Source organism: Streptomyces sp. NPDC049915 (assembly GCF_040656475.1).
Classification (GTDB): domain Bacteria; phylum Actinomycetota; class Actinomycetes; order Streptomycetales; family Streptomycetaceae; genus Streptomyces.
In genome coordinates this window covers 441,847-462,997 of record NZ_JBFAMH010000004.1, presented here as the reverse complement: position 1 = coordinate 462,997, position 21,151 = coordinate 441,847, and the positions used below count along the sequence as shown (strand labels likewise).

The window sequence follows — 21,151 nt, the reverse complement described above, 5'->3', positions numbered from 1 at the left end:
CGTTCGTTCAGTCGTGCGCGCCCGCCCGCAGCTTGGCCAGGTCGGCCTTGACGGTGTCGACCGGGATGGCGAACCCCAGGCCGACGCTGCCGGCGTCCGAGGACGAGGAGGACGAGCCGGCGGCCGAGTACATCGCGGAGTTGATTCCCACGATGTTCCCGTTCATGTCGATCAGGGCGCCCCCGGAGTTGCCGGGGTTGAGGGAGGCGTCCGTCTGGATCGCCTTGTACGTCGTCGTGGAGGAGCCGGTGTCGCCGTTGAACTGCCGGCCGCCGAACTCGAACGGCCAGCCGCCGTCGGGCTGCTGCTGCCCCTCCTCGGTGGGCACCGTCACATCCCGGTTGAGGGCGGAGACGATCCCGCTGGTCACCGTGCCGGTCAGGCCCTCGGGCGAGCCGATCGCCACGACCGTGTCACCGACCTGGAGGCGGGAGGAGTCGCCGAGGGCGGCGGCCTTCAGCCCGGCCGCGCCCTGCAGCTTGATCAGCGCGAGGTCCTTCTTGCTGTCGGTGCCGACGACCTGCGCGGTGTACTGCTTGCCGTCGCTGGTGCGCACCGTGATCGAGGAGGCGCCGGAGACGACGTGGTTGTTGGTGACGATCTCACCGTTGGACGTGATGATCACACCGGAGCCGGTGGACCGCCCCGCGTTCGAGGTCGCGTTGATCTCGACGATGCTCGGGCTGACGGCCGAGGCGATGGCCGCGATGTCGCCCCGCTTGCTCGACGGCACGACGTTCGTGGCGGTGGAGCTCGCGGTGGTGTCCTTGCCGGTGAGCTCCTGGACGCCGTACGCCGTGGCGCCGCCGACGGCCGCGGCGACGATCGCGACGGCGGCGAGGAGCGCGACCGGGCCGCGCCGCCGCCGCTTCGGGTCCGGCGCGGGCCCGGCCGCGACGGATGCGACCGGCGGGACCGGAGGCACCGGCGGCGGGACCTGGGTGCCCGTGGCGCCAGGCGTCACCGTCGGCCGATGCGGCGGCGGGGGCGGCCACTGAGGGTTCACGGCGGAGGGAGCATGCGGCTGAGCCTGCTGGTGAGCGCCCTCGAAGGGGCGGTGAGCGTCCTCGGGGGCGCCCGGGTGAGCGCCCCCGTAGGGGTTCTCGTACTCGCCGTCGCGGCGGATGCTCTCGGTCATGTCATACAGAGTTCCGCGGGATCATGAGAGCTGTCTGAGGGCTGTCTGAGAAGCCCGGCAGAACCTCGTATGCCCGATATAAAGCCGCTCCACGCCCTTCGCGAGGCGTCCTCAGCCGCGCCTCATCCGCGGCCCGGGGCCTCTCATCCGCGTCTCATGCGCAGCCGCACGACGTGCGCACCACCAGCCGTGACGGGAACACCTTCAGCCGCTCCCGGCGCGAGCCGGCCACCCGCAGCCCGTCGTCCAGGACCAGGTCGACGGCCGCTCGGGCCATCGCCGAGCGGTCCGAGGCGATCGTGGTCAGCGGCGGGTCCGCGAGCGCCGCCTCCTTGATGTCGTCGAAGCCGGCCACGGCCAGCTCGCCGGGCACGTCGATGCGCAGCTCGCGCGCCGCGCGCAGCAGGCCGATCGCCTGGTCGTCGGTGGAGCAGAAGATGGCGGGCGGGCGGTTCGGGCCGGAGAGGACGTCCAGCGCGACACGGTAGGCGTCGTAGCGGTTGTACGGCGCCTCGAACAGGCGCCCCTCGGTCGGGATGCCCGCGTCGGCCATGGCCCGGCGCCAGCCCTCGACGTGGTCGGAGACCGGGTCGCCGACGGCGGGGGTGTCGGCGGTGCCGCCCATGCAGGCGACGTACTCGTAGCCGTGCTCCAGCAGGTGGCGGACGGCGAGCTGGGCGCCGCCGAGGTCGTCGGTGGTGACGGCGACGTCGTCGATGGCCTCCGGGCGCTCGTGCATCAGCACCACGCGTGCGTCCCAGGCCTCGATCTCCGCGGCGGCCAGGTCGTTCAGCGCGTGGGAGACGAGGATCAGGCCGGAGACCCGCATGCCGAGGAACGCGCGCAGATAGTGGACCTCGCGCTCGCCGACGTAGTCGGTGTTGCCGACGAGGACCATCTTTCCGCGCTCGGCGGCGGCCCACTCGACCGCGTGCGCCATCTCGCCGAAGAAGGGCTGGCGGGCGTCGGGGATGATCAGGCCTATGAGGTCCGTACGGCGGGACGCCATCGCCTGGGCCACCCGGTCGGGCCGGTACCCCAGTTCCTTGATCGCGGCGAGGACACGCTCGCGCGTGGCCGGGGCGACCGGCCGGGGTCCGTTGTTGATGACGTAGCTGACGACGGCAGTGGATGTGCCTGCCAGTCGTGCCACGTCATCCCGAGTCACCTTGGCCACGCGCGGAGTCTACGCGGAGAGACCCGCTGTGGGCAGGGCGTATCGAAGCGTGGATGTGCGACCGCAACGCCCTGCCGGCCGGGGCCGTGCCGCCCCGGTGAGGTCCGTCAGGCGTCCGCGGCGACCTCTGCGGCGCGTGCGGGGGCCTCGTCGTCCGTCTTGCCCGGCTTTGCCTGCTCGGCTTTCGCCTTGACCTCCTCGGTCGTGCGCTCGGCCTTCTCGGGCGTAACGAATCGATAACCCACGTTCCGGACGGTGCCGATCAGCGACTCGTGCTCGGGGCCGAGCTTGGCGCGCAGCCGTCGTACATGCACGTCGACCGTGCGGGTGCCGCCGAAGTAGTCGTAACCCCAGACCTCCTGCAGCAGCTGGGCCCGGGTGAAGACCCGGCCCGGGTGCTGCGCGAGGTACTTCAGCAGCTCGAACTCCTTGAAGGTCAGATCCAGGACCCGGCCCTTGAGCTTGGCGCTGTACGTCGCCTCGTCCACCGAGAGATCACCGTTGCGGATCTCCATCGGGGAGTCGTCGCCCGCGATCTGCTGCCGGCCCATGGCCAGACGCAGTCGCGCCTCGACCTCGGCCGGGCCGGCGGTGTCGAGCAGGACATCGTCGATGCCCCAGTCCGCGGTCACGGCCGCGAGGCCGCCCTCGGTCACCACCAGGATCAGCGGACAGCCGGGGCCGGTGGAGCGCAGCAGCTGGCACAGGCTGCGCACCTGCGGCAGATCGCGCCGCCCGTCGACCAGGATCACGTCGGCGCCCGGGGTGTCCACCAGGGCCGGTCCCTCCGCCGGAGCCACCCGCACGTTGTGCAGCAGCAGGCCGAGCGCGGGCAGCACCTCCGTCGACGGCTGGAGGGCGTTGGTCAGCAGCAGCAGAGCGCTCATGCCTCACCTGCCCGGGTCGTCGTCTCGTCGTGCACGGTTCGCTCGCCCATAACGTCTGGTTCCTCCTCGGTCCCTGCGAGGACGTTTACGGCACTGCTCGTACGGTGCGGCTCCCCGCGCCCCTCGGGAACCGCCGGCGGCCCCGGGGGACCGCCCATGCGATCGACGGCCCGTATAACTGCGGCTACCCGCGTTCACCTGCGGTTTGCCGCTTCGTATACAACGCTTCCGAAAGCACAAAAGGACCCGGGGGCTACGCTGCCCGGATCCTCTGCCAGCAGAATAGCCCACATGAGCATCGGTCCGGCAGGTGATGTGGCGCGTTCCACCGTACGTCCGGAATGTGAGACAGGCCTGCGGGCGCCCCAGCGCGCGCTGCTGCGCACGTCCGACGGGGTGGCGATCGACGCGCTGTACGAGCCCGGGACCGGCGCCTCCGACACCTCGGCGCCGCCTCAGGGGCGCCCGGTGTTCGTCGTGGCGCACGGTTTCACCGGGGAGGTGGACCGGCCGCACGTGCGCCGGGTGGCGCGCGCCCTCGCGCACTGCGGGGCTGTCGTCACCTTCTCCTTCCGGGGGCACGGGCGCTCGGGCGGCCGTTCGACCGTCGGCGACCGGGAGGTGCTGGACCTGGAGGCCGCGGTCCGCTGGGCGCGCGAGCTCGGGCACACGCGCGTGGTCACCGTCGGCTTCTCCATGGGCGGCTCGGTGGTGCTGCGGCACGCGGCACTGCACGGCGGCACGGACGCCGTCGTCTCCGTCAGCGCGCCCGCCCGCTGGTACTACCGGGGCACGGCGCCCATGCGGCGGCTGCACTGGCTGGTCACGCGGCCGGCGGGGCGGCTGGTGGGCCGCTACGGACTGCGCACCCGCATCCACCACCGGGAGTGGGACCCGGTGCCGCTGTCCCCGGTGGAGGCGGTGCCGGAGATCGCGCCCACGCCGCTGCTGATCGTGCACGGCGACCGGGACGGCTACTTCCCGCTCGATCACCCCCGGATGCTCGCGGACGCCGCCGGGGAGCACGGCGAACTCTGGCTGGAGCCCGGCATGGGCCACGCCGAGAACGCGGCCGCCGACGAGCTGCTGGCGCGCATCGCGCGCTGGGCGCTGTCGCGGTCGGGCTAGCCTGGCGGTGTTCACCGCCGAAGAGGACTTGAGGGACGAGATGGCAAAGGTCACGGTGCGCTACTGGGCCGCCGCCAAGGCCGCGGCCGGGGTCGCCGAGGAGCCGTACGACGCGACCACGCTGGCCGAGGCGCTCGACGCGGTGCGCGAGCGGCACCCGGGCGAACTCACGCGCGTGCTCCGGCGCTGTTCGTTCCTTCTCGACGGCGACCCCGTCGGCACGCGCACGCACGAGACGGTACGGCTGACCGAGGGCGGCACGGTCGAGGTGCTCCCGCCGTTCGCAGGAGGATGAGCACGCCGATGAGCAACCAGCCGTACGAGGGATACGACGACCGGTACCCGCAGGCACCGCAGCCGCAGCAGGGGTGGCCGGGGCCGGACCAGTACCAGCAGCCCTACGACGACCCCCAGCAGTACACCCAGCAGTGGCAGGGCCAGACCTGGGAGACCCAGCTCCAGTCACCGGTCGCCCCGGCGCCGGAGCAGACGGCGTACCTGCCGCAGCAGGACCAGCAGCAGCAGTACGGCGGGACGTACGGCACCGGCGGCGCGGGGCAGGGGCACGGCGCGGGACAGGGGTACGGCCCGCAGCAGGGGTACGACGCCGGGCAGGGGTACGGCACCACGGGGCAGGGGTACGGCGCCGGGCAGGGGTACGGCGGCTACGCGCAGCCGGTGGCCGAGCCGTACGGGAGCCCGCAGCCGCAGGCCCATCCCCAGGCGTCCGTTCAGCCGCAGCCGCAGGCCCAGCCCTCCGCTCAGCCGCAGCCGCAGCCGCAGCCGGTCGCCGCCGTCCACGACGAGCCGGCGTCCGCTCCCGGTGGACCGGCCTACGGGCCGGCCACCCTCGCCGGCAACGCGCGCATCACCGACGCCCAGCGGGCCCGCCTCGAGGGCCGGTCGCCGATCATCGACCCCGGCATGCAGCCGGCGGCGCTCACCGCGCTGCTCGGGCTGCTGCTCGCGGTCGCGGCGCCGATCGGGTCGTACGCCCTGCTCGTACCGCTGGTGGCGCTGCAGGCCGTCACCGCGGCGGGCTGGTTCCGGCTGAACGGCATGTGGCCCGCCCGGCAGGGCATCGCGCTCGCCTTCCTGGGCGCGCTCGCCGCCGACGCCGCCGTCCTCGGGGCCGGCCGCGAGCACGCGCCCGCGGCGATCCTGGGCACGCTCGGCGTGTGGGTCCTGCTCTCCCTGGTCCTGCAACTGCGTTCGCACGCGGACCCGGACGAGCGGATGTACGGCCTGATGGCGACCGTTGCCTCGGCCGCGCTCGCGATCATGGCCGGCGGGTACCTGGCGGCCGATGCCGACGCGGTGTCGGTGGGCGCCGCGTCCGTCGCGGTGGCCGTCCTGGCCCGTGCGCTGCCGCTGCCCACGCCGGTGTCGGTGGGCGTCGCGCTGCTGGGCGCGGCCGGTGCGGGCATCGCGGTGGGCGGGATGACCGGCATCGGCGCTAGCGGCGCCCTGCTCGGCGCGTCCGCGGCGGTCTGCGCGCTGATCGGCCACCGCGTCGCCGCCTACGACTACCCGTCCCGCTTCGTCCACTTCACGGCCGGCGTGGCCCTCCCCCTGACCGCGGCGGCCCCGGCGGTGTACGTCCTGGGCCGGGCCCTGGGCTGAGCCCCGGCAACACGAGGGGCTGGTGCGCGACGGGCATCAGCCCCTTCGCGTTGCCGGGACCCCCGGCGGTACCGGGCAGATCTCGCAAACGCCCCCCGGCCACCCCCCTGTCACAGCTGGTCGACAATCCTCCGGCCCCTCGGCTGCCCGGAGTTACCGTGGGGTTCGGCCGGTTGTCGAGGTGGGGGAGTCGTCGGATGTCGCGCGGGGTGCGCATACTGCTGATCGTCGTCGTGGTGCTCGGCGTGCTGTTCGTGATCGTGGACCGGGTCGCCGTGCGCTTCGCGGAGAGCGAGGCCGCGGACCGGGTGCGCAGCGCCGAGGGGCTCGCGAAGACGCCCGACGTGTCCATCAACGGCTTTCCGTTCCTCACCCAGGTCGCCGGTGGTGAGCTGGACGACGTCGAGGTCGGCATCGACAGCTACCAGGCGGCCACCGGCAAGGCCGGTCAGACCATCCGGATCGAGGATCTGAAGGCCCACATGAAGGGCGTCTCCTTCTCCGGCGACTTCAGCTCCGCCACCGCCGCCCGGGCGACCGGCACCGCCACGATCCCCTACGCCGAGCTGATGAAGACCGCCAAGTCCGAGCCGACCGAGGTGGCCCCCGGTGTCACCGCCCGGGTCGTCGGCCTCTCCGACGGAGGCAACGGGAAGATCAAGGTCGCCGTGGAGGGCCGTATCCCCGCCTTCGGGATCGAGCGGACCGTGTCCGTGCTCAGCTCCGTGGCCGTGGTGAAGGGCCGGATCGAGGTCCGCGCGGACTCCCTGCCCAAGCTGGCCGCCGCCGCGATCGCCGACGACCGCCTGCGGGCGATCGTCGACTTCCAGCAGGTCATCGACCAGTTGCCGGGCGACATCGCCCTCGACTCGGTGCGTGCGGCGCCGAACGGGGTGGAGATCAACGTGAAGGGTTCCCACGTCAAGCTGGCCGGGTAGGAGAGTCCCGACCCGGCATGCTCCGTCCGAAGCGTGAGACATGCCTGTCCATCCGGCAGGGCTCGCGCGCCGCGCACCCCGTCGGAAGCCTTGCGACGACCGCCTGGACCCCTCCCTCGTCCCGCGATGCGGACGATCGCGTCTCATCATGCGACACGCCGGTGACACGCCCGCCTGTCCGTCCCTACGATCGGGAGCATGAAGCGACAGGCGGATCTCACGAAGCGGCGGGCAGTGGACCTGTGCCGCGTTGCCGCCATGCTCTGTCGCACCTTCTGAGCGGACGGCCCGCCCGGCCTCCGCATCCCTCACCGCCCAGCCCCTGGGCATCCGTGCGCCGCCGCCTCGGCCTGCGCACGCCCTGATCTGTCGCACGCCCCGCCGCACCTGCCCCGGAGGAGAAAAGCATGAGCCGCAGCGACGTCCTGGTAGACGCCGACTGGGTCGAGCAGCACCTGGACGACCCCAAGGTCGCCATCGTCGAGGTCGACGAGGACACCACGGCGTACGAGAAGAACCACATCAAGAACGCCATCCGCATCGACTGGAAGCAGGACCTGCAGGACCCGGTCCGCCGCGACTTCGTCAACCAGGAGCAGTTCGAGCAGCTGCTGTCCGAGCGCGGTATCGCCAACGACGACACCGTCGTCCTCTACGGCGGCAACAACAACTGGTTCGCGTCCTACGCCTACTGGTACTTCAAGCTCTACGGCCACCAGGACGTCAAGCTCCTGGACGGCGGCCGCAAGAAGTGGGAGCTGGACGCCCGCGAGCTGGTCGCCGGCGAGGACGTCCCCGAGCGCGCCAAGACCGAGTACAAGGCCAAGGCCCAGGACGCCTCGATCCGCGCCTTCCGTGACGAGGTCGTCGCCGCCATCGGCAGCCAGAACCTGGTCGACGTCCGCTCGCCCGACGAGTTCTCCGGCAAGCTGCTCGCCCCCGCGCACCTGCCGCAGGAGCAGTCGCAGCGTCCGGGCCACGTCCCGTCGGCCAGGAACATCCCGTGGTCGAAGTCGGCGAACGACGACGGCACCTTCAAGTCCGACGAGGAGCTGAAGGAGCTGTACGAGGCCGAGGGCGTGGACCTGGCGAAGGACACCATCGCCTACTGCCGCATCGGTGAGCGCTCCGCGCACACCTGGTTCGTCCTGCACGAGCTGCTGGGCCAGGAGAACGTCAAGAACTACGACGGTTCGTGGACCGAGTACGGCTCCCTCGTCGGCGTGCCGATCGAGCTCGGCAGCGGCAAGTAACCCCTCATCCGACCGACCTTCTGGTCAGACCCCCCCTCGTAGGAGAAAGACATGTGTGGAGCGAAGGCCGGCGGCCCGGACGCCTCGACGATCAAGCCCGGTGAGACCACCATCCAGGGCCAGGTGACCCGCGACGGTGAGCCGGTGGTGGGCTACGTGCGCCTGCTCGACTCGACCGGCGAGTTCACCGCGGAGGTCCCGACCTCCGCCACGGGGCAGTTCCGCTTCTACGCGGCCGAAGGCACGTGGACCGTCCGCGCTCTCGTGCCCGGTGGCAGCGCCGACCGCACGGTCGTCGCCCAGCAGGGCGGGCTGGCCGAGGTCGCCATCGCCGTCTGAGGCGGCATGGGCGGCACCACCGCGCCGTGAATGACCGAAGGGCCGCACCCCCCGGGTTGGACGCCTGGGGTGCGGCCCTTCGGCGTGCCCCGATCTACGCTGGAGGCATGTACGCACGGCGACGTCACGTGTACTTCGCCATGATGGGGACGTGCCTGTTCCTCTTCATCATGGCGTGGGGGTTCGTGCGCCTGTGGTCGGTGCCCGCCGCCGTGGGCATGTGCGTGTTCGCCATGGTCATCCCGCCGGTCGCCGCGATGGTCGCCAACCGGCGCGGCCCCGAGGACCGCTGGTGGGACGACCCCTCCGGCGACCCGAAGTCCGACGAGTGGTGGGACGAGCTGGACGGCAGGAAACGCCCGCGCTAGCCGGGCGCGTCAGCCGTGCGGTCAGTAGACCGCGCGTCAGCCGTGCGGTCAGTAGACCGCGCGTCAGCCGTGCGGTCAGTAGACGAGCGCCTGCGTCTCCTCGCCCAGCGCCTCCTGCACGAACACCTGCGCGCCGGCGATCCGTACGCCCTCGATGACGTCCTTCTCGGTGATGTCCCGCCGGGCCGCGCACTGGGTGCACAGGGTCAGCCGGCCGGCCGCCAGGATCGAGTCGATGAGGTCCGGCAGCGGAGCCGCGTGCGGCAGCTCGAAGTCGGCGGCCCGCCCCGGCAGGGCGAACCAGGCGGACTCACCGGTCAGCCACACCGACACCTCCACCCCGCTGGCCACGGCCACCGCCGCGACGGTGAACGCCTGTGAGCAGCGCTCCGGGGCGTCGGCCCCCGCCGTCACCTTGATCACGAGCTTCTTCGCCATGACGGAATCGTAATCAACGTTCCTACAACTGCTTGGCATGACCATGAGTCTCCTGTGGGGCGCGGATACGGAAGCCGCGCTTCACGTTCTTTGGGGGGACGTAGTGGAAGAAACGGAAGCTCCACCGGAAAGACCGGCTCCGCGGCGCCGACGCGGCCGTACCGCGCTGCTGATCACCGGTGCCGTAGCCCTCGGCCTGATCGCCGGCACCTGCGTCGGATACCTGATCCAGGCCGACCGCGAGCCCACGGCGCTGCCGTCGCTGTCCCAGCCGGTGCTGCGCCAGGCGGCAGGCCCGGCGCCCACGCCGCTGTCCGCCGCACAGGACCGCAAGGTCAAGACCGACGGCGACCTGCGCAAGCTGTTGCTGACCAAGCCGAGCGGCGCCAAGGACCCCGGCACCGGGGACGGCTGGGACGACCTTGCCGGCTACGCCGAAGGGTTCGGGAAGCCCGGCGTGGCCTTCGACAACCTCGCCGGCGAGGAGTACCGGCGGGCGGCCGCCGCCCACTGGCGGGTCGGTTCCACGTACTTCGTGGACATCCGGCTGGTGCAGTTCCGCCAGGAGGAGACGGTCGGCGCCGTGCAGAACACGGACAACAACCAGTACTGGGCCGCCAAGGAGGAGGGCACGGACAGCTGGCCGCTGCCCGGCACCGGGTGGGGCAAGGCGTACGTCCATCACCGCGCCGACAACGGCGTGTACAGCGCGGAGGCGCACGCCTGGCGCGGCGACATCAGCATGGAGATCTGGGTGTACGACGCGAAACCGGTCACGAAGTCGAAGATCATGCAGCTGGCCGAGCGGCAGTTGGAGCGGCTGTGACGACGACCGAGAACGCGGCCTCGCCCGCGGAGACGTCGCCTGTGGGCACGACCGTGGATGCGGACTCGTCCGTCGGGACGACGCAGAGCGCGGCCTCGCCCGTGGCGAAGAAGCGTCGGGGGCGCCTCGCGGCCGTGATGGGGTCCGTGGCGCTGGCCGCCGCGCTGATCGCCGGCGTCGGATACACCGTCGTGACCGTGCGGGACGCAGACCGGCACGCGGGCGCCCCGGAGTGGCGGTTCCCGCAGAAGGAGGCCCGGAAGAAGACGGCGGCGGCACCGAAGGGTCTGGCGGGCATGCTGGTGCCGTACGGGACCGAGAGCTGGACGCCCGGCCCCGACATGGCCGAGTACGGCGCCGACGTGCAGCTCAGCGGCGCCCAGGCGACGGCGCTGCGCAAGGAGTCGCTGAGGGCGCTGCCCCGGTCCCAGCGGCAGCGGCTGGAGCAGCAGATCGACCGGCAGCGCATCAAGGGCATGGCGATGCGCAGCTACTTCAGCGCGGCCCCCGGCGGTGACGGCGACGAGACCATCTACACGGTGCGCGTCCAGCTCGCTCAGATGGGCAGCCAGGCGGCGGTCCGCGACATGGCGAAGTTCCAGGGGGCGTTCTTCGACGCCCTGGACGTCTTGCGCGACGGCCCTGCCGTCAAGGGGCACAAGAACGCCAAGTGCTTCCTGTCGCCCGAGGACGCCGACGAGGAGATCGACTACCTGTTCTGCTCCGCCTACGCGGGCGACGTGCTGGTCACCGTCACCGCCGAGGGCGCGAAACCGCTGGACACCAAGGCAGTCGCGGCCCTGCTGACCGAACAGCTCGACCGCATCGCAGGGCAGGGGGAGGCCGTATGACCGAGCAGTCGCAGCTCACCGGGGGCACGGAGACCGCCGGGGAGCGGCAGCCACAGACGCCGGATCCGGAGGCCGCCGTGCCCGCGGCACCGGACGGCACCTCGCTGGCGGAGCCGGACGGCACGCCGCCCGCGGCCTCGCAGACGACCGCTCCCCGTGACCGGCGCGTGCTGCGGGCCGTCGCGCGGTGGACCGCTGCCGTCGTCGTGTTCGCGGTCGTCGGTGCGGGGACCGCGTACGGCATCAGCCGGGTGGAGCGGACGGACGTGCCGGGGCTCGCGACCGCGTCCGACGGGCGCTGGGACTACCCCGAGCTGACCCGGCCGCCGCTGCCCGCCGGCCGTCCCGGGCCCTTCGCCGAGGAGAACAAGGCCGGCGCCCACTACGCCGACCTGCGCGCCCTGCTGCTGCCCGCGCCCCCCGGTGCCACCGAGGACAAGACACTGCGCGGTACGGGTGGCTGGCTGCCGACGTCGGCGTTTCTCGCAGAGTTCGAGGAGGCCAGGAGCCGCACCGAGATCGGCGGCAAGCTCAACGACGCCGGTCTGCGGCACATCGCGGCGCGCGGTTGGACCACCCCGGACGGCACCCGCACCCGCGTCTACCTGCTGCAGTTCAACACCGCGGAACTGGTGGTCGGACAGGTCTTCGCGGGCTTCGTCAGCTCCAGCAGCCCGGTGCACCAGCTGCGCGGCGCCGCAGCCTCCGTCTTCGACGACGACTTCCCGGTGGAGGCCGGGCTGGACGAGGTCGAGCGCACGTCGTACACCGAGATCCAGCCGTACGGCGCCGAGCAGGTCCGCCAGGCCTATGTGTCCGCCGGTGACGTCCTCGCCGTCGTGATCCAGTCCCGCAAGGGCGGCGCGGCGGCCGTGCCGTTCCAGCAGACGGTCGTCCTGCAGAGCCAGCTGCTGACCTGAATCCCGCGGGGGACCCCGTCAGGAGGTACCTCACAAAGAGGGGCCGGCTCCGGCCGCGTAAGCTGGGGCCCGGCCCCGTACCGCCCACTTGCGCTCACAAGGAGCACCCCGTGGAGATCTTCTTCGAAACCCTGCTGGTCCTGGTCTGCGTCGGCGTCCTCGCCTTCGCCTACCTGACCGTGAAGAAGCTGTACCAGGGCCAGCGCTGACCCTCTGAACCAGGAAAGCCGTCGCTCATGATCGAGATCCCGTCCGACCTGCACAAGGACCTTGTCCCGCTCGCCTTCCTGCTCGGCAACTGGGCGGGTGCCGGCGTGCACGACTTCCCCGGCTCCGAAAAGTGCAACTTCGGCCAGGAGGTCAGCTTCACCCACGACGGCCGGGACTTCCTCGAGTACCACTCCCGCACCTGGGTCCTGGACAACGAGGGCAACAAGGTCCGGCCGCTGGAGACCGAGTCCGGCTTCTGGCGGATCGACGCCGAGCGCAAGGTCGAGGTCACGATGACCCGCGACGACGGTGTCATCGAGGTCTGGTACGGCGAGATGGCCGACAAGAAGCCGCAGATCGACCTGGTCACGGACGCCGTCGCACGTACGGCCGCCTCCCGCCCCTACACCGGCGGCAAGCGCCTGTACGGCTACGTCAAGAGCGACCTGATGTGGGTCGGCGAGAAGCAGACCCCCGAGGTCGAGCTGCGCCCCTACATGTCGGCGCAGCTGAAGAAGGTCGTCACCCCCGAGGAGGTCGAGCGCTGGGCGAAGGCCCTGCCGCAGGACCTCCCGGACGACGGGATCGCCTTCTTCAAGTAGTCATGCCCCACGTGGCCCCGCGCGCGTGGTTCTAGACTCGTGGGTGTGGTGAGCACCGACTGGAAGACGGACCTGCGGCAGCGCGGCTACCGGCTGACGCCGCAGCGCCAGCTTGTCCTCGAAGCCGTGGACACCCTCGAGCACGCGACCCCCGACGACATCCTCGCCGAAGTGCGGAAGACGGCGTCGGGGGTCAACATTTCCACCGTCTACCGCACGCTGGAGCTGCTGGAGGAGCTGGGCCTGGTCAGCCACGCGCACCTGGGGCACGGGGCGCCGACGTACCACCTGGCCGACCGGCACCACCACATCCACCTGGTCTGCCGGGACTGCACCAACGTCATCGAGGCCGATCTGTCGGTGGCCGCCGAGTTCACCGCCAAGCTGCGCGAGCAGTTCGGTTTCGACACCGACATGAAGCACTTCGCGATCTTCGGCCGGTGCAAGGACTGCTCCGCGGACCAGCAGCTCAAGGATTCAAGTACCTAGTCGTAGGCTTGACGCCATGAAGAGCCCCCTGCTGTCCCTGCCCGGCGCCGTCCCCGCCGAGGGACTGGACGAAGGCGTCGCCGCCCACTACGGCGACCTGTTCCGCGAGCAGCGTGCCCTCGCCGACGGCACCGGTTTCGTCGACCTCTCGCACCGCGGTGTCGTCACCGTCTCCGGTGAGGACCGGCTCGCCTGGCTGCACCTGCTGCTCACCCAGCACGTCAGCGAGCTGCCCGTGGGCGAGGCCACCGAGGCGCTGATCCTGTCCGCGCACGGCCACATCGAGCACGCCCTGTACCTGGTGGACGACGGCACCACCGCCTGGGCGCATGTCGAGCCCGGCACCGAGGGCGCGCTCATCGCATACCTGGAGTCGATGAAGTTCTTCTACAAGGTGGAGGTCGCCGACCGCACCGAGGACTTCGCCGTCGTCCACCTGCCCGCCGGGTCCATCGCCGAGGTCCCCGAGGACGTCGTCGTGCGCGAGACGGCGTACGGCCGTGACCTGTTCCTGCCCCGGGAGCGGCTGGAGTCCTTCGCCGAGCAGGCCGGACCGCCGGCCGGGATCCTGGCGTACGAGGCGCTGCGCGTCGAGCACCACCGGCCCCGCCTGGGCTTCGAGACCGACCACCGCACGATCCCGCACGAGCTGGGCTGGATCGGCAGCGCCGTGCACCTGCAGAAGGGCTGCTACCGCGGTCAGGAGACCGTCGCCCGGGTGCACAACCTGGGCAAGCCGCCGCGCCGGCTGGTCTTCCTGCACCTGGACGGCAGCGAGGTCCATCTGCCGACTCCGGGCACGGAGATCCGGCTCGCCACGGATGGCCCGGACGGCCGCAAGATCGGCTTCGTGACGACGTCGGTGCGCCACCACGAGCTGGGCCCCATCGCGCTGGCCCTGGTCAAGCGGAACGTCCCGGTGGACGCCCCGCTGCTCGCCGGCACGACCGCCGCCGCCCAGGAGGCCGTCGTCGAGCCGTAGTCGGCCGGGCGTTGCCGGCCGGCGGTTGCCGGTCCGTGGGTTGCCGGCCGGCCGGGACTCAGACCTCGATCAGCACGGTGAACGGGCCGTCGTTCGTCAGCGCGACCCGCATGTGCGCGCCGAAGCGGCCCGTCGCCACCGTCGCGCCGAGCTCGCGCAGCCGGGCGACCACCTCGTCCACCAGCGGCTCGGCGACGTCGCCGGGGGCGGCCGCGTTCCAGGTGGGGCGGCGGCCCTTGCGGGCGTCGCCGTACAGCGTGAACTGGCTGATGACGAGCAGCGGGGCGTCGATGTCGCTGCACGACTTCTCGTCGTGCAGCATCCGCACGCTCCACAGCTTGCGGGCCAGCTGGGCCGCCTTCTCCTTGGTGTCCTCGTGGGTGACGCCGACGAGGACGCACAGCCCCTCGCCCTTGATCTCGCCCACCGTCTCGCCGTCCACGACGACGCTCGCGCCGTCCACCCTCTGTACCACTGCACGCATACGACCATCATGCCGGGCCGCGGGACGGGCCCAGTGGCGGCCCTGGGGCCTTTCGGGGGCCTGTTTTTGGCCCCAATCCCGTCATGTGGGGCCGTTCGGGGGCACTCGGTCACATAGCGGCCACGCGGGGTGGCACGATGCAGGCACACGCCGGTCGAGGGGACGGTTGAGGCACATGAGCACACCGAGTATCGGGCAGCAGCCCGGGGCTGTCGCATCCGAGCCCGGGGCTGTCGCGCCCGCGCGCGGGGCGAGGACCACGGCCCCGCGTCCGCCCGCACAACGCACCGGCGACCCGGACGCGCAGCGCGCCGACGGCGAGCGGGACCTGACCCTGCTGAGCCTGCCGGAGCTGCGGACCCTGCGCCGTGACGCCCAGCGCGACGAGGCGGACCTCAGCTATGTACGGCGGCTGTTGCAGGGGCGGATCGACATCCTGCGCGCGGAGCTGCTGCGGCGCGCCCCGGCGAGGGTGGTGGCCGTCGGCGAGCCGTCCGTCGTCGAGCGGCTCCCGGAGATCCTCACCGACGCCCCGGCCCGGCACCGCTCCTCCGCCCGCCACGTCACGGTGGGTACCCCGCACAACGAGGAGTACGGGCTGCTGGCCGCCGAGATGCTCGCGGAGGTCGAACTGTCGGACCTGGGGGCCCGCACCGACGAGGAGCTGAACGAGGCCATGGCCCGCCTGGTGCGCTACGAGCAGCAGGTCTCGCGCCGCCGCCACCGGCTGCAGCGCACGGCGGACGACTGCAGCGCGGAGATCGCCCGGCGCTACCGTGACGGGGAAGCGCAGGTCGACGATCTTCTGATGTGACATTCCGCCGAGGTGGGGCCCACAACGTGAACGGTGACGGTCCGGCCGCGGCCGCGGCGCGGGGGACACCCGAGTGCGAGGCTGGGCGGGGATGAGGATCCGGAGCGACGCCGGGGCGGTGACGGCGTCCTCATCGGCGCGCCGGCCTGCCCGGTCACCACCGGGCTCGCGCTCGGGTCCTGGATCCAGGTCGGCTGACGTGCGCCGTGGTGTTCCGGGGCGCGTGGAAAACCGCGCGACACCTCACCGCCGTACACCTACCGTGGGCCCATGACCGACCGCAGCTCCGACATCGACGTACGGGCGATCACCGACGACGAGTTCGCCGACTGGCAACGAGCCCTGGACACCGGCTTCTTGACGCCGCCGGACATCACCCCGGAGATCCTCGAGGCACGGCGGCGGCAGTTCGTGCCGGGGCGGCTGCTGGGGGCGTTCGACGCGGGCCGCTGTGTGGCCACGTTCCGGTCGTTCGAGCAGGAGGTCACGGCCGTCGGCGGTACGCCGGTGCGGGCCGACGCGATCACCAGCGTCACCGTCAGCGCCACGCACCGCCGGCGCGGCCTGCTCACCCGGATGATGACCCGGGACCTGGCGGCGGCGAAGGAACGCGGTGACGTCGTGGCGACGCTGATCGCCGCCGAGTACCCGATCTACGGCCGCTACGGCTTCGGTGCGGCCACCACGGTCGCCGAGTGGACGATCGACGTGCCGCGCACCGGGCTCGACCCGCGCTGGGCGGGCCCGGAGGACGGCGGCCGTGTCGACCTCGTGGACGGCGAGGACGTCCGCAAGCTCGGCCCCGAGCTGCACGAGCGGCTGCGCCGCACCCAGCCGGGCGTCGTCAGCCGGGACGAGCTGTGGTGGCAGCTGCACACGGGCGCGGTGCGCTTCCACGCCACGTGGAAGGAGCCCTTCTACGCCGTCTACCGCTCGGCGGCCGGCGAGGCCGAGGGGCTCGTGACGTACGAGTGCGACGACACCTGGGGAGACGCCAAGCAGCCGCTGAACACGGCGACGGTGCGGCGGCTGATCGCGACGACCCCGGCCGCCGAGCGCGCGCTGTGGCGCTATCTGTGCTCCATCGACTGGATCGTGAAGGTCAAGAGTGGCAGGCGGGCCCCCGACGACCTGCTCCCGCATCTGTTGCCGGACCCGAGGTCGGCCGCGATCACCACGCTGGCGGACTGGCTGTGGGTGCGGCTGCTGGACGTCGTGGAAGCGTTTCGGGCGCGCACGTACGAGGGGACCGGTGCGCTGGTGCTCGACGTCGTCGACCGGCAGGGTCTGGCCGGCGGGCGGTACCTGCTGGACGCCTCCCCGCAGGGCGCGTCGGTGGAGCCGACCTCGCGGGCGGCCGATCTCACGCTGGACATGGGCGAGTTGGCCTCGCTGTGGCTGGGGGACGCTTCGGCGGTGCGGCTGGCGGCGCTGGGCCGGGTGCGGGAAGAACGAGCGGGCGCGGCCCGTGTGGCCGACGGCCTGCTGCGTACGTCCCGGCGGCCGTGGTGCCCGGACGTGTTCTGAGATCCGAACCGGTGCTCACGAGCTGAGCGCGGGGCCGACGACCAGCAGCGCGAGCACCACGGCGCCGGCCGAGCTGAGGGCCGGCCTGCGGGCCTTGATGCCGACGCTGAGCAGAGCCAGGCCGACGGCTCCGGCGGTGCCGTAGCGCCACTGGATGGTTTGTTCGACGCCGACGGCGAAGACGGCGCACAGGAGGGTGAGGACGGGCACGGTGGTTCCCCCTTCGGGTGGCCGGTCGGCGGAGGCAAACCCTCCGCCAACTCGGGGAAGTTGGCAACCAACTTTGATTGAGTTGTCCCCACTTGGCCGCCACTCATAAACGGGTATCAAACAACTCCCGTCAGATGGATTGGAGTTGTAGCGTTTGGTCGTGACCCAGGAGAACGCGGCAGTGAACGGCAGCCGACGGTTCACGCCCCAGGAGATCGCCGACACCCTGCGCGAACGCATCCGCACCGGCGACCTCAAGGCGGGCGACCGCCTGCCCACCCAGGCCGAGCTGGCGGAGGAGTTCGGCGTGGAGCGCGGCGCAGTGCGCCAGGCCCTGCGCGCGCTGCAGGAGGACGGCCTGCTGACCAACGTCAGCAAGGGCAGCCCCCCGCGGATCGCCGAACCCCCCGTGGCCTCGGAGGAGCCCCAGCCGGCCATGGTGGGCCTGGCCCCCCGCCTGGTGGACGCGTTCGCCGCGCCCCGGGTCCGGATCGACGTGCTCTCCCACACCGCCGAGACGTTCATGCTCGCCCTCGCCGAACCGCTGCGCCTGATCCACGAGGGCCGCATCCAGCCCCAGTCGATCGACGTCCGCGTCCTGCTGCCCTCCCGGGACATCACCCTCGCCTTCCCCGTCGCCGTCGACGGCGACGACGCCTCGGTGCACGAACGCTGGCTGGCCATGCGCAACGCCCAGGGCCAGGTGCTCCGGCACAACCTGCACGCCCTGCGCGCCACCCACGGCATCGACGTCCACGTCGCCTTCCGCGCCCTGACCTTCACCCCGCCCGTGAAGCTGTACCTCCTCAACGGGGAGGAAGCGCTGATGGGCCACTACGTCCTGACCCGGCGCGAGGAGGAGTACGCGGGCCAGATGCTCGACATGTACGACGCGCTGGGCTCCAAGTCCCTGCTCTTCTCCTTCCACCGCTCCAGCGGCCGGCGCGACGCGGCGTTCGTGGAGGAATCCCAGAAGTGGTTCGACGCCCTCTGGGAAACCATCACCAGGGACCTGACACTCTCCTCGTGACTTCTGATACGACGCAGACGGAAGCGGTACCGGAAGAGACCGGATGGCTGCGTGACACGGTCGCCCGGGCGCAGGTGGTGCTGTGGGACTTCGACGGGCCGCTCTGCCGGCTCTTCGCCTCCCGTCCCGCCCGGCAGGTGGCGGACGAACTGGTCGACTGGCTGGCGCGGCAGGGCCTCACCGGCCTGCTCGACGACGCCGAGCGCGAATCGCCCGACCCGCACGGGGTGCTCCGCGCGGTGGCCCGCCGTCACCCTCGCAACGACCTGGTCGCCGACCTCGAGGAGCGGCTCACCCGGCAGGAGCTGAAGGCCGCCGCGTCGGCGATGCCGACACCGTGGGCCGACCCCCTCATCCGCACCTGGACGGCCGTGGGCCCCCGCATGGCCGTCACCAGCAACAACTCACCCCAGGTGATCACCTCCTACCTCGCCGGCCGCGGCCTGCTGCCCTGCTTCGCCCCCCACGTCTACGGCCGCACCCGGGACCTGCACCTGCTCAAGCCGGACCCGCACAGCCTCGAGCGGGCCCTGAGCGACCTGGGTGCCGCCCCCGGCAACGCCCTGATGATCGGCGACTCCCCCTCCGACCACCACGCCGCCACCGCCGCCGGCGTGCCCTTCCTCGGATACGCCCGCAACGCCCACAAGGCGGCACTGCTGACCGAGGCCGGCGTCACCCGGGTGATCGACTCGCTGCAGCCGCTGCTGACCGCGGTCCGGGCGCACGCCGCCGCAACCGGATCACCGTGACCGACTGGGAACTCGCCCTCCACGACGACCCCTTGCACGACCTGGCGACCCACCTCGTCCGCATGGCTACGACAAGGACGAGCAGGCCCGGATGACGGCGCTGCGGGCCGAGGCGACGACCGCGGCGGGCCGCACGGAACTGATCACCGCGCTCCACGACGACCTCGGCACCTACCTGGCCTCGCATACGCCCAGTCGGTCTGCCCGGACGTCCTGCGACAGGGCCTAGCGGCGCGCGAGCAGATCCGTCACGCGGATGAAGCCGTCGCCGCCGTGGCCCAGGCCGATGACGCGTCGGGCCTGGCCCTCGATCACGCGCATCAGGCTCGCGTCGACGCCGTGCTCCTCGGAGGCGTGCACGACGTGGGTCATCGTGGAGGCGGCCGAGGTGATCGGGTTGATCTCACCCGAGTAGGTGCCGTCGTCCGCGTCACCGGCGAACGTCTCGAACAGCGGCGGAAAGATCGCCGCGATCCCCTGGGCGAAGGGCGCCAGCTCCCGCCCGCTGATGCCCTCCGCCCGGGCCACGGCGAGGGCGTGCGCGTAACCGCCCATGGCCGTCCAGAAGATGTCCAGCAACGCGATGTCGTAGGCGGCGGCCCGGCCCGCCTCCTCCCCGAGATGGGTGTGCGTGCCGCCGAGGGCCGCCAGCACCGGCCGGTACTCGTCGTACACCTCGCGCGGCCCGCTGTGCAGGAACACCGCGTCCTTGGTGCCGATGCTCGGCGCCGGTGTCATGATCGCGCCGTCCAGGTAGCGGATGCCGTGCCGCTCGGCCCAGACGGCGGTGTCGCGGGCCCGCGCCGGGGTGTCGGCGGAGAGGTTCACGACGATACGGCCCTTGAGCGCGGCGGTGACCTTCTCATCGCGCAGGATGGCGTCGGAGGCGTCGTAGTTCACCACGCAGACGACGGTCAGCGTGCTCGCGGCGACCGCGTCGCGTGCGCTGCCGGCGGCGTGCGCCCCCCGGGCCGCCAGCTCGGCGCCGCGGCCGGGGGCGCGGTTCCAGACCGTGGTGGTGAACCCCGCGTCGAGGAAGGCACCGGCGAGCGCCCGCCCCATCGGCCCGAGGCCGAGGACGGTGACGGTGACCGGTGGGTGGTGCTGGGCGTGCGTGGACATGGCTCAACTCCCTGATGAAGAATGGCAGTTCATGACAAAGTGGGAAGGGTGACCAGCAAACGGACCACGCCGGACCAGCAGTCCTGCGGAGTGAACGCCGCGCTCGCCGTGATCGACGGCAAGTGGAAGTCGACGCTGTTGTGGTTGCTGGAGGCCGGCCCGCAGCGCCCCGGAGAGCTGCGGCGCCGGCTGCCCGGCCTGACCGAGAAGGTGCTGACCCAGGCGCTGCGCGAGATGGCGGAGGACGGCCTCGTCCGCCGCGAGGTCTACGACGTCCTGCCGCCGAAGACCGAGTACTCCCTGACCGCCGTCGGCCGCGAACTCGCCGAGGCGCTGACCCCCCTCTCGAACTGGGGCCACCGCCGTCTGGACCGGCTCGCTCAGGCCCGCTGATCACGTCGTCCAGCCTCGGGGGAGCGGGCGGCGCTGCCAAGTACCCACAAAAAAGTGGGTACGCGCCCCGGGTGCGCGCCCCTGTGGTGCGGCGGTGGCGCCGCTCCGACACGCCGTTGCACGCTTGCAAGCAGGTTGCTTGCAATAGTTAGCGCGGTGCGGCAAGGTGGAGGCATGGCATCGCTCAACGTCGGCAATCTCGGTGAGTACCTGCGCGAGCAGCGGCGCAACGCGCAGCTGTCGCTCAGGCAGCTCGCGGAGGCAGCCGGGGTGTCCAATCCGTACCTGAGCCAGATCGAGCGCGGGCTGCGCAAGCCCAGCGCGGAGGTGCTCCAGCAGGTCGCCAAGGCGCTGCGGATCTCCGCCGAGACGCTGTACGTGCGCGCCGGCATCCTCGACGCGGAACGGGACGGGGAGGAGCGCTTCCGGGAAGGCGCGACCCGCGCGGCCCTTCTCGCCGACCCCTCGCTCAACGTGAAGCAGAAGCAGGTGCTGCTGCAGATCTACGAGTCGTTCCGCAAGGAGAACGGGTTCGGCGGCGCCGACGGAGCCGAGCCGGCCGGCCAGGGCGACGCCGACGTACACGACCCCCGCACGGTCGGCGGACACGACGCGGGACCGCAGCAGACGGCCGGTTGACCGGACCAGGG

The 21,151-nt window shown here is 71.9% G+C and carries 28 protein-coding genes; 21 read left to right on the top strand and 7 right to left on the bottom strand.

The features are described 5' to 3' along the window. Positions 1-7 precede the first annotated feature (7 nt). The 3 genes from AB0J12_RS09525 to AB0J12_RS09515 all read right to left on the bottom strand — a co-directional run bounded on the left by AB0J12_RS09525 (position 8) and on the right by AB0J12_RS09515 (position 3,202). The gene (locus AB0J12_RS09525; RefSeq protein WP_363263667.1) at positions 8-1,138 is read right to left on the bottom strand and encodes a trypsin-like peptidase domain-containing protein; all 1,131 of its coding nucleotides are present in this window, start codon (positions 1,136-1,138) and stop codon (positions 8-10) included. Positions 1,139-1,292: 154 nt separating this feature from the next. Beyond that, positions 1,293-2,315 carry a LacI family DNA-binding transcriptional regulator gene (locus tag AB0J12_RS09520; protein WP_363263666.1) on the bottom strand — a complete coding sequence of 341 codons (1,023 nt, stop codon included), beginning with the start codon at positions 2,313-2,315 and terminating at the stop codon, positions 1,293-1,295. Positions 2,316-2,422: 107 nt separating this feature from the next. Next, positions 2,423-3,202, bottom strand: a complete 780-nt coding sequence (locus tag AB0J12_RS09515; protein WP_363263665.1) for a response regulator transcription factor — start codon at positions 3,200-3,202, stop codon at positions 2,423-2,425. Positions 3,203-3,493: 291 nt separating this feature from the next. On the opposite strand from AB0J12_RS09515, the gene AB0J12_RS09510 reads away from it, so the two are divergent. From AB0J12_RS09510 to AB0J12_RS09475, 8 genes are all read left to right on the top strand, one after another. Beyond that, positions 3,494-4,330 (top strand): alpha/beta fold hydrolase, encoded by an 837-nt coding sequence (locus tag AB0J12_RS09510; protein WP_363263664.1) that lies wholly within the window; start codon positions 3,494-3,496, stop codon positions 4,328-4,330. Between the two features lie 40 nt (positions 4,331-4,370). After that, positions 4,371-4,625, top strand: a complete 255-nt coding sequence (locus tag AB0J12_RS09505) for a MoaD/ThiS family protein (RefSeq protein ID WP_363263663.1) — start codon at positions 4,371-4,373, stop codon at positions 4,623-4,625. Between the two features lie 8 nt (positions 4,626-4,633). Next, positions 4,634-5,953, top strand: coding sequence for a hypothetical protein (locus AB0J12_RS09500; protein ID WP_363263661.1), 1,320 nt, complete (start codon positions 4,634-4,636; stop codon positions 5,951-5,953). Between the two features lie 197 nt (positions 5,954-6,150). After that, the gene (locus tag AB0J12_RS09495; RefSeq protein WP_363263660.1) at positions 6,151-6,891 is read left to right on the top strand and encodes a DUF2993 domain-containing protein; all 741 of its coding nucleotides are present in this window, start codon (positions 6,151-6,153) and stop codon (positions 6,889-6,891) included. A 198-nt stretch (positions 6,892-7,089) separates the two neighbouring features. Next, on the top strand, positions 7,090-7,170 hold the full coding sequence (locus AB0J12_RS09490; protein ID WP_350310325.1) for a putative leader peptide: 81 nt from the start codon (positions 7,090-7,092) through the stop codon (positions 7,168-7,170). A gap of 128 nt (positions 7,171-7,298) precedes the next feature. Next, a complete protein-coding gene (locus AB0J12_RS09485) occupies positions 7,299-8,144 on the top strand; it encodes a sulfurtransferase (protein WP_363263659.1) in 846 nt (281 codons plus the stop codon). A 51-nt stretch (positions 8,145-8,195) separates the two neighbouring features. Further along, the gene (locus AB0J12_RS09480; RefSeq protein ID WP_362447809.1) at positions 8,196-8,483 is read left to right on the top strand and encodes a DUF1416 domain-containing protein; all 288 of its coding nucleotides are present in this window, start codon (positions 8,196-8,198) and stop codon (positions 8,481-8,483) included. 107 nt (positions 8,484-8,590) lie between these two features. Continuing rightward, complete coding sequence (locus AB0J12_RS09475; RefSeq protein ID WP_363263657.1) at positions 8,591-8,851, top strand: DUF3099 domain-containing protein; 261 nt, start codon at positions 8,591-8,593, stop codon at positions 8,849-8,851. A 75-nt stretch (positions 8,852-8,926) separates the two neighbouring features. Here the strand turns inward: AB0J12_RS09475 and AB0J12_RS09470 are convergent, their stop codons facing one another. Continuing rightward, the gene (locus AB0J12_RS09470) at positions 8,927-9,289 is read right to left on the bottom strand and encodes a DsrE family protein (RefSeq protein ID WP_363263656.1); all 363 of its coding nucleotides are present in this window, start codon (positions 9,287-9,289) and stop codon (positions 8,927-8,929) included. Between the two features lie 103 nt (positions 9,290-9,392). Here AB0J12_RS09470 and AB0J12_RS09465 point away from each other — a divergent pair, with 103 nt between their 5' ends. The 6 genes from AB0J12_RS09465 to AB0J12_RS09440 all read left to right on the top strand — a co-directional run bounded on the left by AB0J12_RS09465 (position 9,393) and on the right by AB0J12_RS09440 (position 14,169). Next, positions 9,393-10,115: a hypothetical protein gene (locus tag AB0J12_RS09465; RefSeq protein WP_363263654.1), complete on the top strand. Its 723-nt coding sequence runs from the start codon at positions 9,393-9,395 to the stop codon at positions 10,113-10,115. Beyond that, positions 10,112-10,966: a hypothetical protein gene (locus tag AB0J12_RS09460; protein ID WP_363263653.1), complete on the top strand. Its 855-nt coding sequence runs from the start codon at positions 10,112-10,114 to the stop codon at positions 10,964-10,966. Before AB0J12_RS09465 ends, AB0J12_RS09460 begins: the two co-directional genes overlap by 4 nt. Continuing rightward, positions 10,963-11,886: a hypothetical protein gene (locus AB0J12_RS09455; RefSeq protein ID WP_363263652.1), complete on the top strand. Its 924-nt coding sequence runs from the start codon at positions 10,963-10,965 to the stop codon at positions 11,884-11,886. The genes AB0J12_RS09460 and AB0J12_RS09455 overlap by 4 nt, the downstream gene beginning before the upstream one ends. 236 nt (positions 11,887-12,122) lie before the next feature. Then, on the top strand, positions 12,123-12,698 hold the full coding sequence (locus tag AB0J12_RS09450; RefSeq protein WP_363263651.1) for an FABP family protein: 576 nt from the start codon (positions 12,123-12,125) through the stop codon (positions 12,696-12,698). Between the two features lie 45 nt (positions 12,699-12,743). Next, on the top strand, positions 12,744-13,187 hold the full coding sequence (locus AB0J12_RS09445) for a Fur family transcriptional regulator (protein WP_363263650.1): 444 nt from the start codon (positions 12,744-12,746) through the stop codon (positions 13,185-13,187). Between the two features lie 16 nt (positions 13,188-13,203). Further along, complete coding sequence (locus AB0J12_RS09440) at positions 13,204-14,169, top strand: folate-binding protein (RefSeq protein ID WP_363263649.1); 966 nt, start codon at positions 13,204-13,206, stop codon at positions 14,167-14,169. A 58-nt stretch (positions 14,170-14,227) separates the two neighbouring features. On the opposite strand, the gene dtd is transcribed toward AB0J12_RS09440, so the two are convergent. After that, positions 14,228-14,653 (bottom strand): D-aminoacyl-tRNA deacylase, encoded by a 426-nt coding sequence (gene dtd, locus AB0J12_RS09435; protein WP_363263647.1) that lies wholly within the window; start codon positions 14,651-14,653, stop codon positions 14,228-14,230. Between the two features lie 175 nt (positions 14,654-14,828). On the opposite strand from dtd, the gene AB0J12_RS09430 reads away from it, so the two are divergent. Both AB0J12_RS09430 and AB0J12_RS09425 read left to right on the top strand, forming a co-directional pair. Beyond that, positions 14,829-15,467 carry an aerial mycelium formation protein gene (locus AB0J12_RS09430; protein ID WP_363263646.1) on the top strand — a complete coding sequence of 213 codons (639 nt, stop codon included), beginning with the start codon at positions 14,829-14,831 and terminating at the stop codon, positions 15,465-15,467. Between the two features lie 270 nt (positions 15,468-15,737). Then, positions 15,738-16,994 carry a GNAT family N-acetyltransferase gene (locus tag AB0J12_RS09425; protein WP_363263645.1) on the top strand — a complete coding sequence of 419 codons (1,257 nt, stop codon included), beginning with the start codon at positions 15,738-15,740 and terminating at the stop codon, positions 16,992-16,994. A 15-nt stretch (positions 16,995-17,009) separates the two neighbouring features. On the opposite strand, the gene AB0J12_RS09420 is transcribed toward AB0J12_RS09425, so the two are convergent. Beyond that, complete coding sequence (locus AB0J12_RS09420; RefSeq protein WP_363263644.1) at positions 17,010-17,204, bottom strand: hypothetical protein; 195 nt, start codon at positions 17,202-17,204, stop codon at positions 17,010-17,012. A 154-nt stretch (positions 17,205-17,358) separates the two neighbouring features. On the opposite strand from AB0J12_RS09420, the gene AB0J12_RS09415 reads away from it, so the two are divergent. From AB0J12_RS09415 to AB0J12_RS09405, 3 genes are all read left to right on the top strand, one after another. Then, positions 17,359-18,234 carry a winged helix-turn-helix domain-containing protein gene (locus AB0J12_RS09415; RefSeq protein WP_363263643.1) on the top strand — a complete coding sequence of 292 codons (876 nt, stop codon included), beginning with the start codon at positions 17,359-17,361 and terminating at the stop codon, positions 18,232-18,234. Next, a complete protein-coding gene (locus tag AB0J12_RS09410) occupies positions 18,231-18,986 on the top strand; it encodes an HAD family hydrolase (protein WP_363263641.1) in 756 nt (251 codons plus the stop codon). The genes AB0J12_RS09415 and AB0J12_RS09410 overlap by 4 nt, the downstream gene beginning before the upstream one ends. Before the next feature lie 91 nt (positions 18,987-19,077). Then, positions 19,078-19,215 (top strand): hypothetical protein, encoded by a 138-nt coding sequence (locus AB0J12_RS09405; protein ID WP_363263640.1) that lies wholly within the window; start codon positions 19,078-19,080, stop codon positions 19,213-19,215. Here the strand turns inward: AB0J12_RS09405 and AB0J12_RS09400 are convergent. Then, the gene (locus tag AB0J12_RS09400; RefSeq protein ID WP_363263639.1) at positions 19,212-20,108 is read right to left on the bottom strand and encodes an NAD(P)-binding domain-containing protein; all 897 of its coding nucleotides are present in this window, start codon (positions 20,106-20,108) and stop codon (positions 19,212-19,214) included. The genes AB0J12_RS09405 and AB0J12_RS09400 overlap by 4 nt on opposite strands. Before the next feature lie 48 nt (positions 20,109-20,156). Here AB0J12_RS09400 and AB0J12_RS09395 point away from each other — a divergent pair, with 48 nt between their 5' ends. Next, positions 20,157-20,501 carry a helix-turn-helix domain-containing protein gene (locus AB0J12_RS09395; protein ID WP_363263638.1) on the top strand — a complete coding sequence of 115 codons (345 nt, stop codon included), beginning with the start codon at positions 20,157-20,159 and terminating at the stop codon, positions 20,499-20,501. Positions 20,502-20,675: 174 nt separating this feature from the next. After that, positions 20,676-21,140: a helix-turn-helix transcriptional regulator gene (locus AB0J12_RS09390; protein ID WP_363263637.1), complete on the top strand. Its 465-nt coding sequence runs from the start codon at positions 20,676-20,678 to the stop codon at positions 21,138-21,140. Positions 21,141-21,151 lie beyond the last annotated feature (11 nt).

What these genes read in the sequence shown, in the direction of transcription:
- AB0J12_RS09525 (WP_363263667.1), bottom strand. Translation starts at nt 1,138, where the DNA reads ATGACCGAGAGCATCCGCCGCGACGGCGAGTACGAGAACCCCTACGGG.
- AB0J12_RS09515 (WP_363263665.1), bottom strand. Translation starts at nt 3,202, where the DNA reads ATGAGCGCTCTGCTGCTGCTGACCAACGCCCTCCAGCCGTCGACGGAG.
- AB0J12_RS09510 (WP_363263664.1), top strand. Translation starts at nt 3,494, where the DNA reads ATGAGCATCGGTCCGGCAGGTGATGTGGCGCGTTCCACCGTACGTCCG.
- AB0J12_RS09505 (WP_363263663.1), top strand. Translation starts at nt 4,371, where the DNA reads ATGGCAAAGGTCACGGTGCGCTACTGGGCCGCCGCCAAGGCCGCGGCC.
- AB0J12_RS09500 (WP_363263661.1), top strand. Translation starts at nt 4,634, where the DNA reads ATGAGCAACCAGCCGTACGAGGGATACGACGACCGGTACCCGCAGGCA.
- AB0J12_RS09495 (WP_363263660.1), top strand. Translation starts at nt 6,151, where the DNA reads ATGTCGCGCGGGGTGCGCATACTGCTGATCGTCGTCGTGGTGCTCGGC.
- AB0J12_RS09490 (WP_350310325.1), top strand. Translation starts at nt 7,090, where the DNA reads ATGAAGCGACAGGCGGATCTCACGAAGCGGCGGGCAGTGGACCTGTGC.
- AB0J12_RS09485 (WP_363263659.1), top strand. Translation starts at nt 7,299, where the DNA reads ATGAGCCGCAGCGACGTCCTGGTAGACGCCGACTGGGTCGAGCAGCAC.
- AB0J12_RS09480 (WP_362447809.1), top strand. Translation starts at nt 8,196, where the DNA reads ATGTGTGGAGCGAAGGCCGGCGGCCCGGACGCCTCGACGATCAAGCCC.
- AB0J12_RS09475 (WP_363263657.1), top strand. Translation starts at nt 8,591, where the DNA reads ATGTACGCACGGCGACGTCACGTGTACTTCGCCATGATGGGGACGTGC.
- AB0J12_RS09470 (WP_363263656.1), bottom strand. Translation starts at nt 9,289, where the DNA reads ATGGCGAAGAAGCTCGTGATCAAGGTGACGGCGGGGGCCGACGCCCCG.
- AB0J12_RS09455 (WP_363263652.1), top strand. Translation starts at nt 10,963, where the DNA reads ATGACCGAGCAGTCGCAGCTCACCGGGGGCACGGAGACCGCCGGGGAG.
- AB0J12_RS09450 (WP_363263651.1), top strand. Translation starts at nt 12,123, where the DNA reads ATGATCGAGATCCCGTCCGACCTGCACAAGGACCTTGTCCCGCTCGCC.
- AB0J12_RS09440 (WP_363263649.1), top strand. Translation starts at nt 13,204, where the DNA reads ATGAAGAGCCCCCTGCTGTCCCTGCCCGGCGCCGTCCCCGCCGAGGGA.
- dtd (WP_363263647.1), bottom strand. Translation starts at nt 14,653, where the DNA reads ATGCGTGCAGTGGTACAGAGGGTGGACGGCGCGAGCGTCGTCGTGGAC.
- AB0J12_RS09430 (WP_363263646.1), top strand. Translation starts at nt 14,829, where the DNA reads ATGAGCACACCGAGTATCGGGCAGCAGCCCGGGGCTGTCGCATCCGAG.
- AB0J12_RS09425 (WP_363263645.1), top strand. Translation starts at nt 15,738, where the DNA reads ATGACCGACCGCAGCTCCGACATCGACGTACGGGCGATCACCGACGAC.
- AB0J12_RS09405 (WP_363263640.1), top strand. Translation starts at nt 19,078, where the DNA reads ATGACGGCGCTGCGGGCCGAGGCGACGACCGCGGCGGGCCGCACGGAA.
- AB0J12_RS09400 (WP_363263639.1), bottom strand. Translation starts at nt 20,108, where the DNA reads ATGTCCACGCACGCCCAGCACCACCCACCGGTCACCGTCACCGTCCTC.
- AB0J12_RS09390 (WP_363263637.1), top strand. Translation starts at nt 20,676, where the DNA reads ATGGCATCGCTCAACGTCGGCAATCTCGGTGAGTACCTGCGCGAGCAG.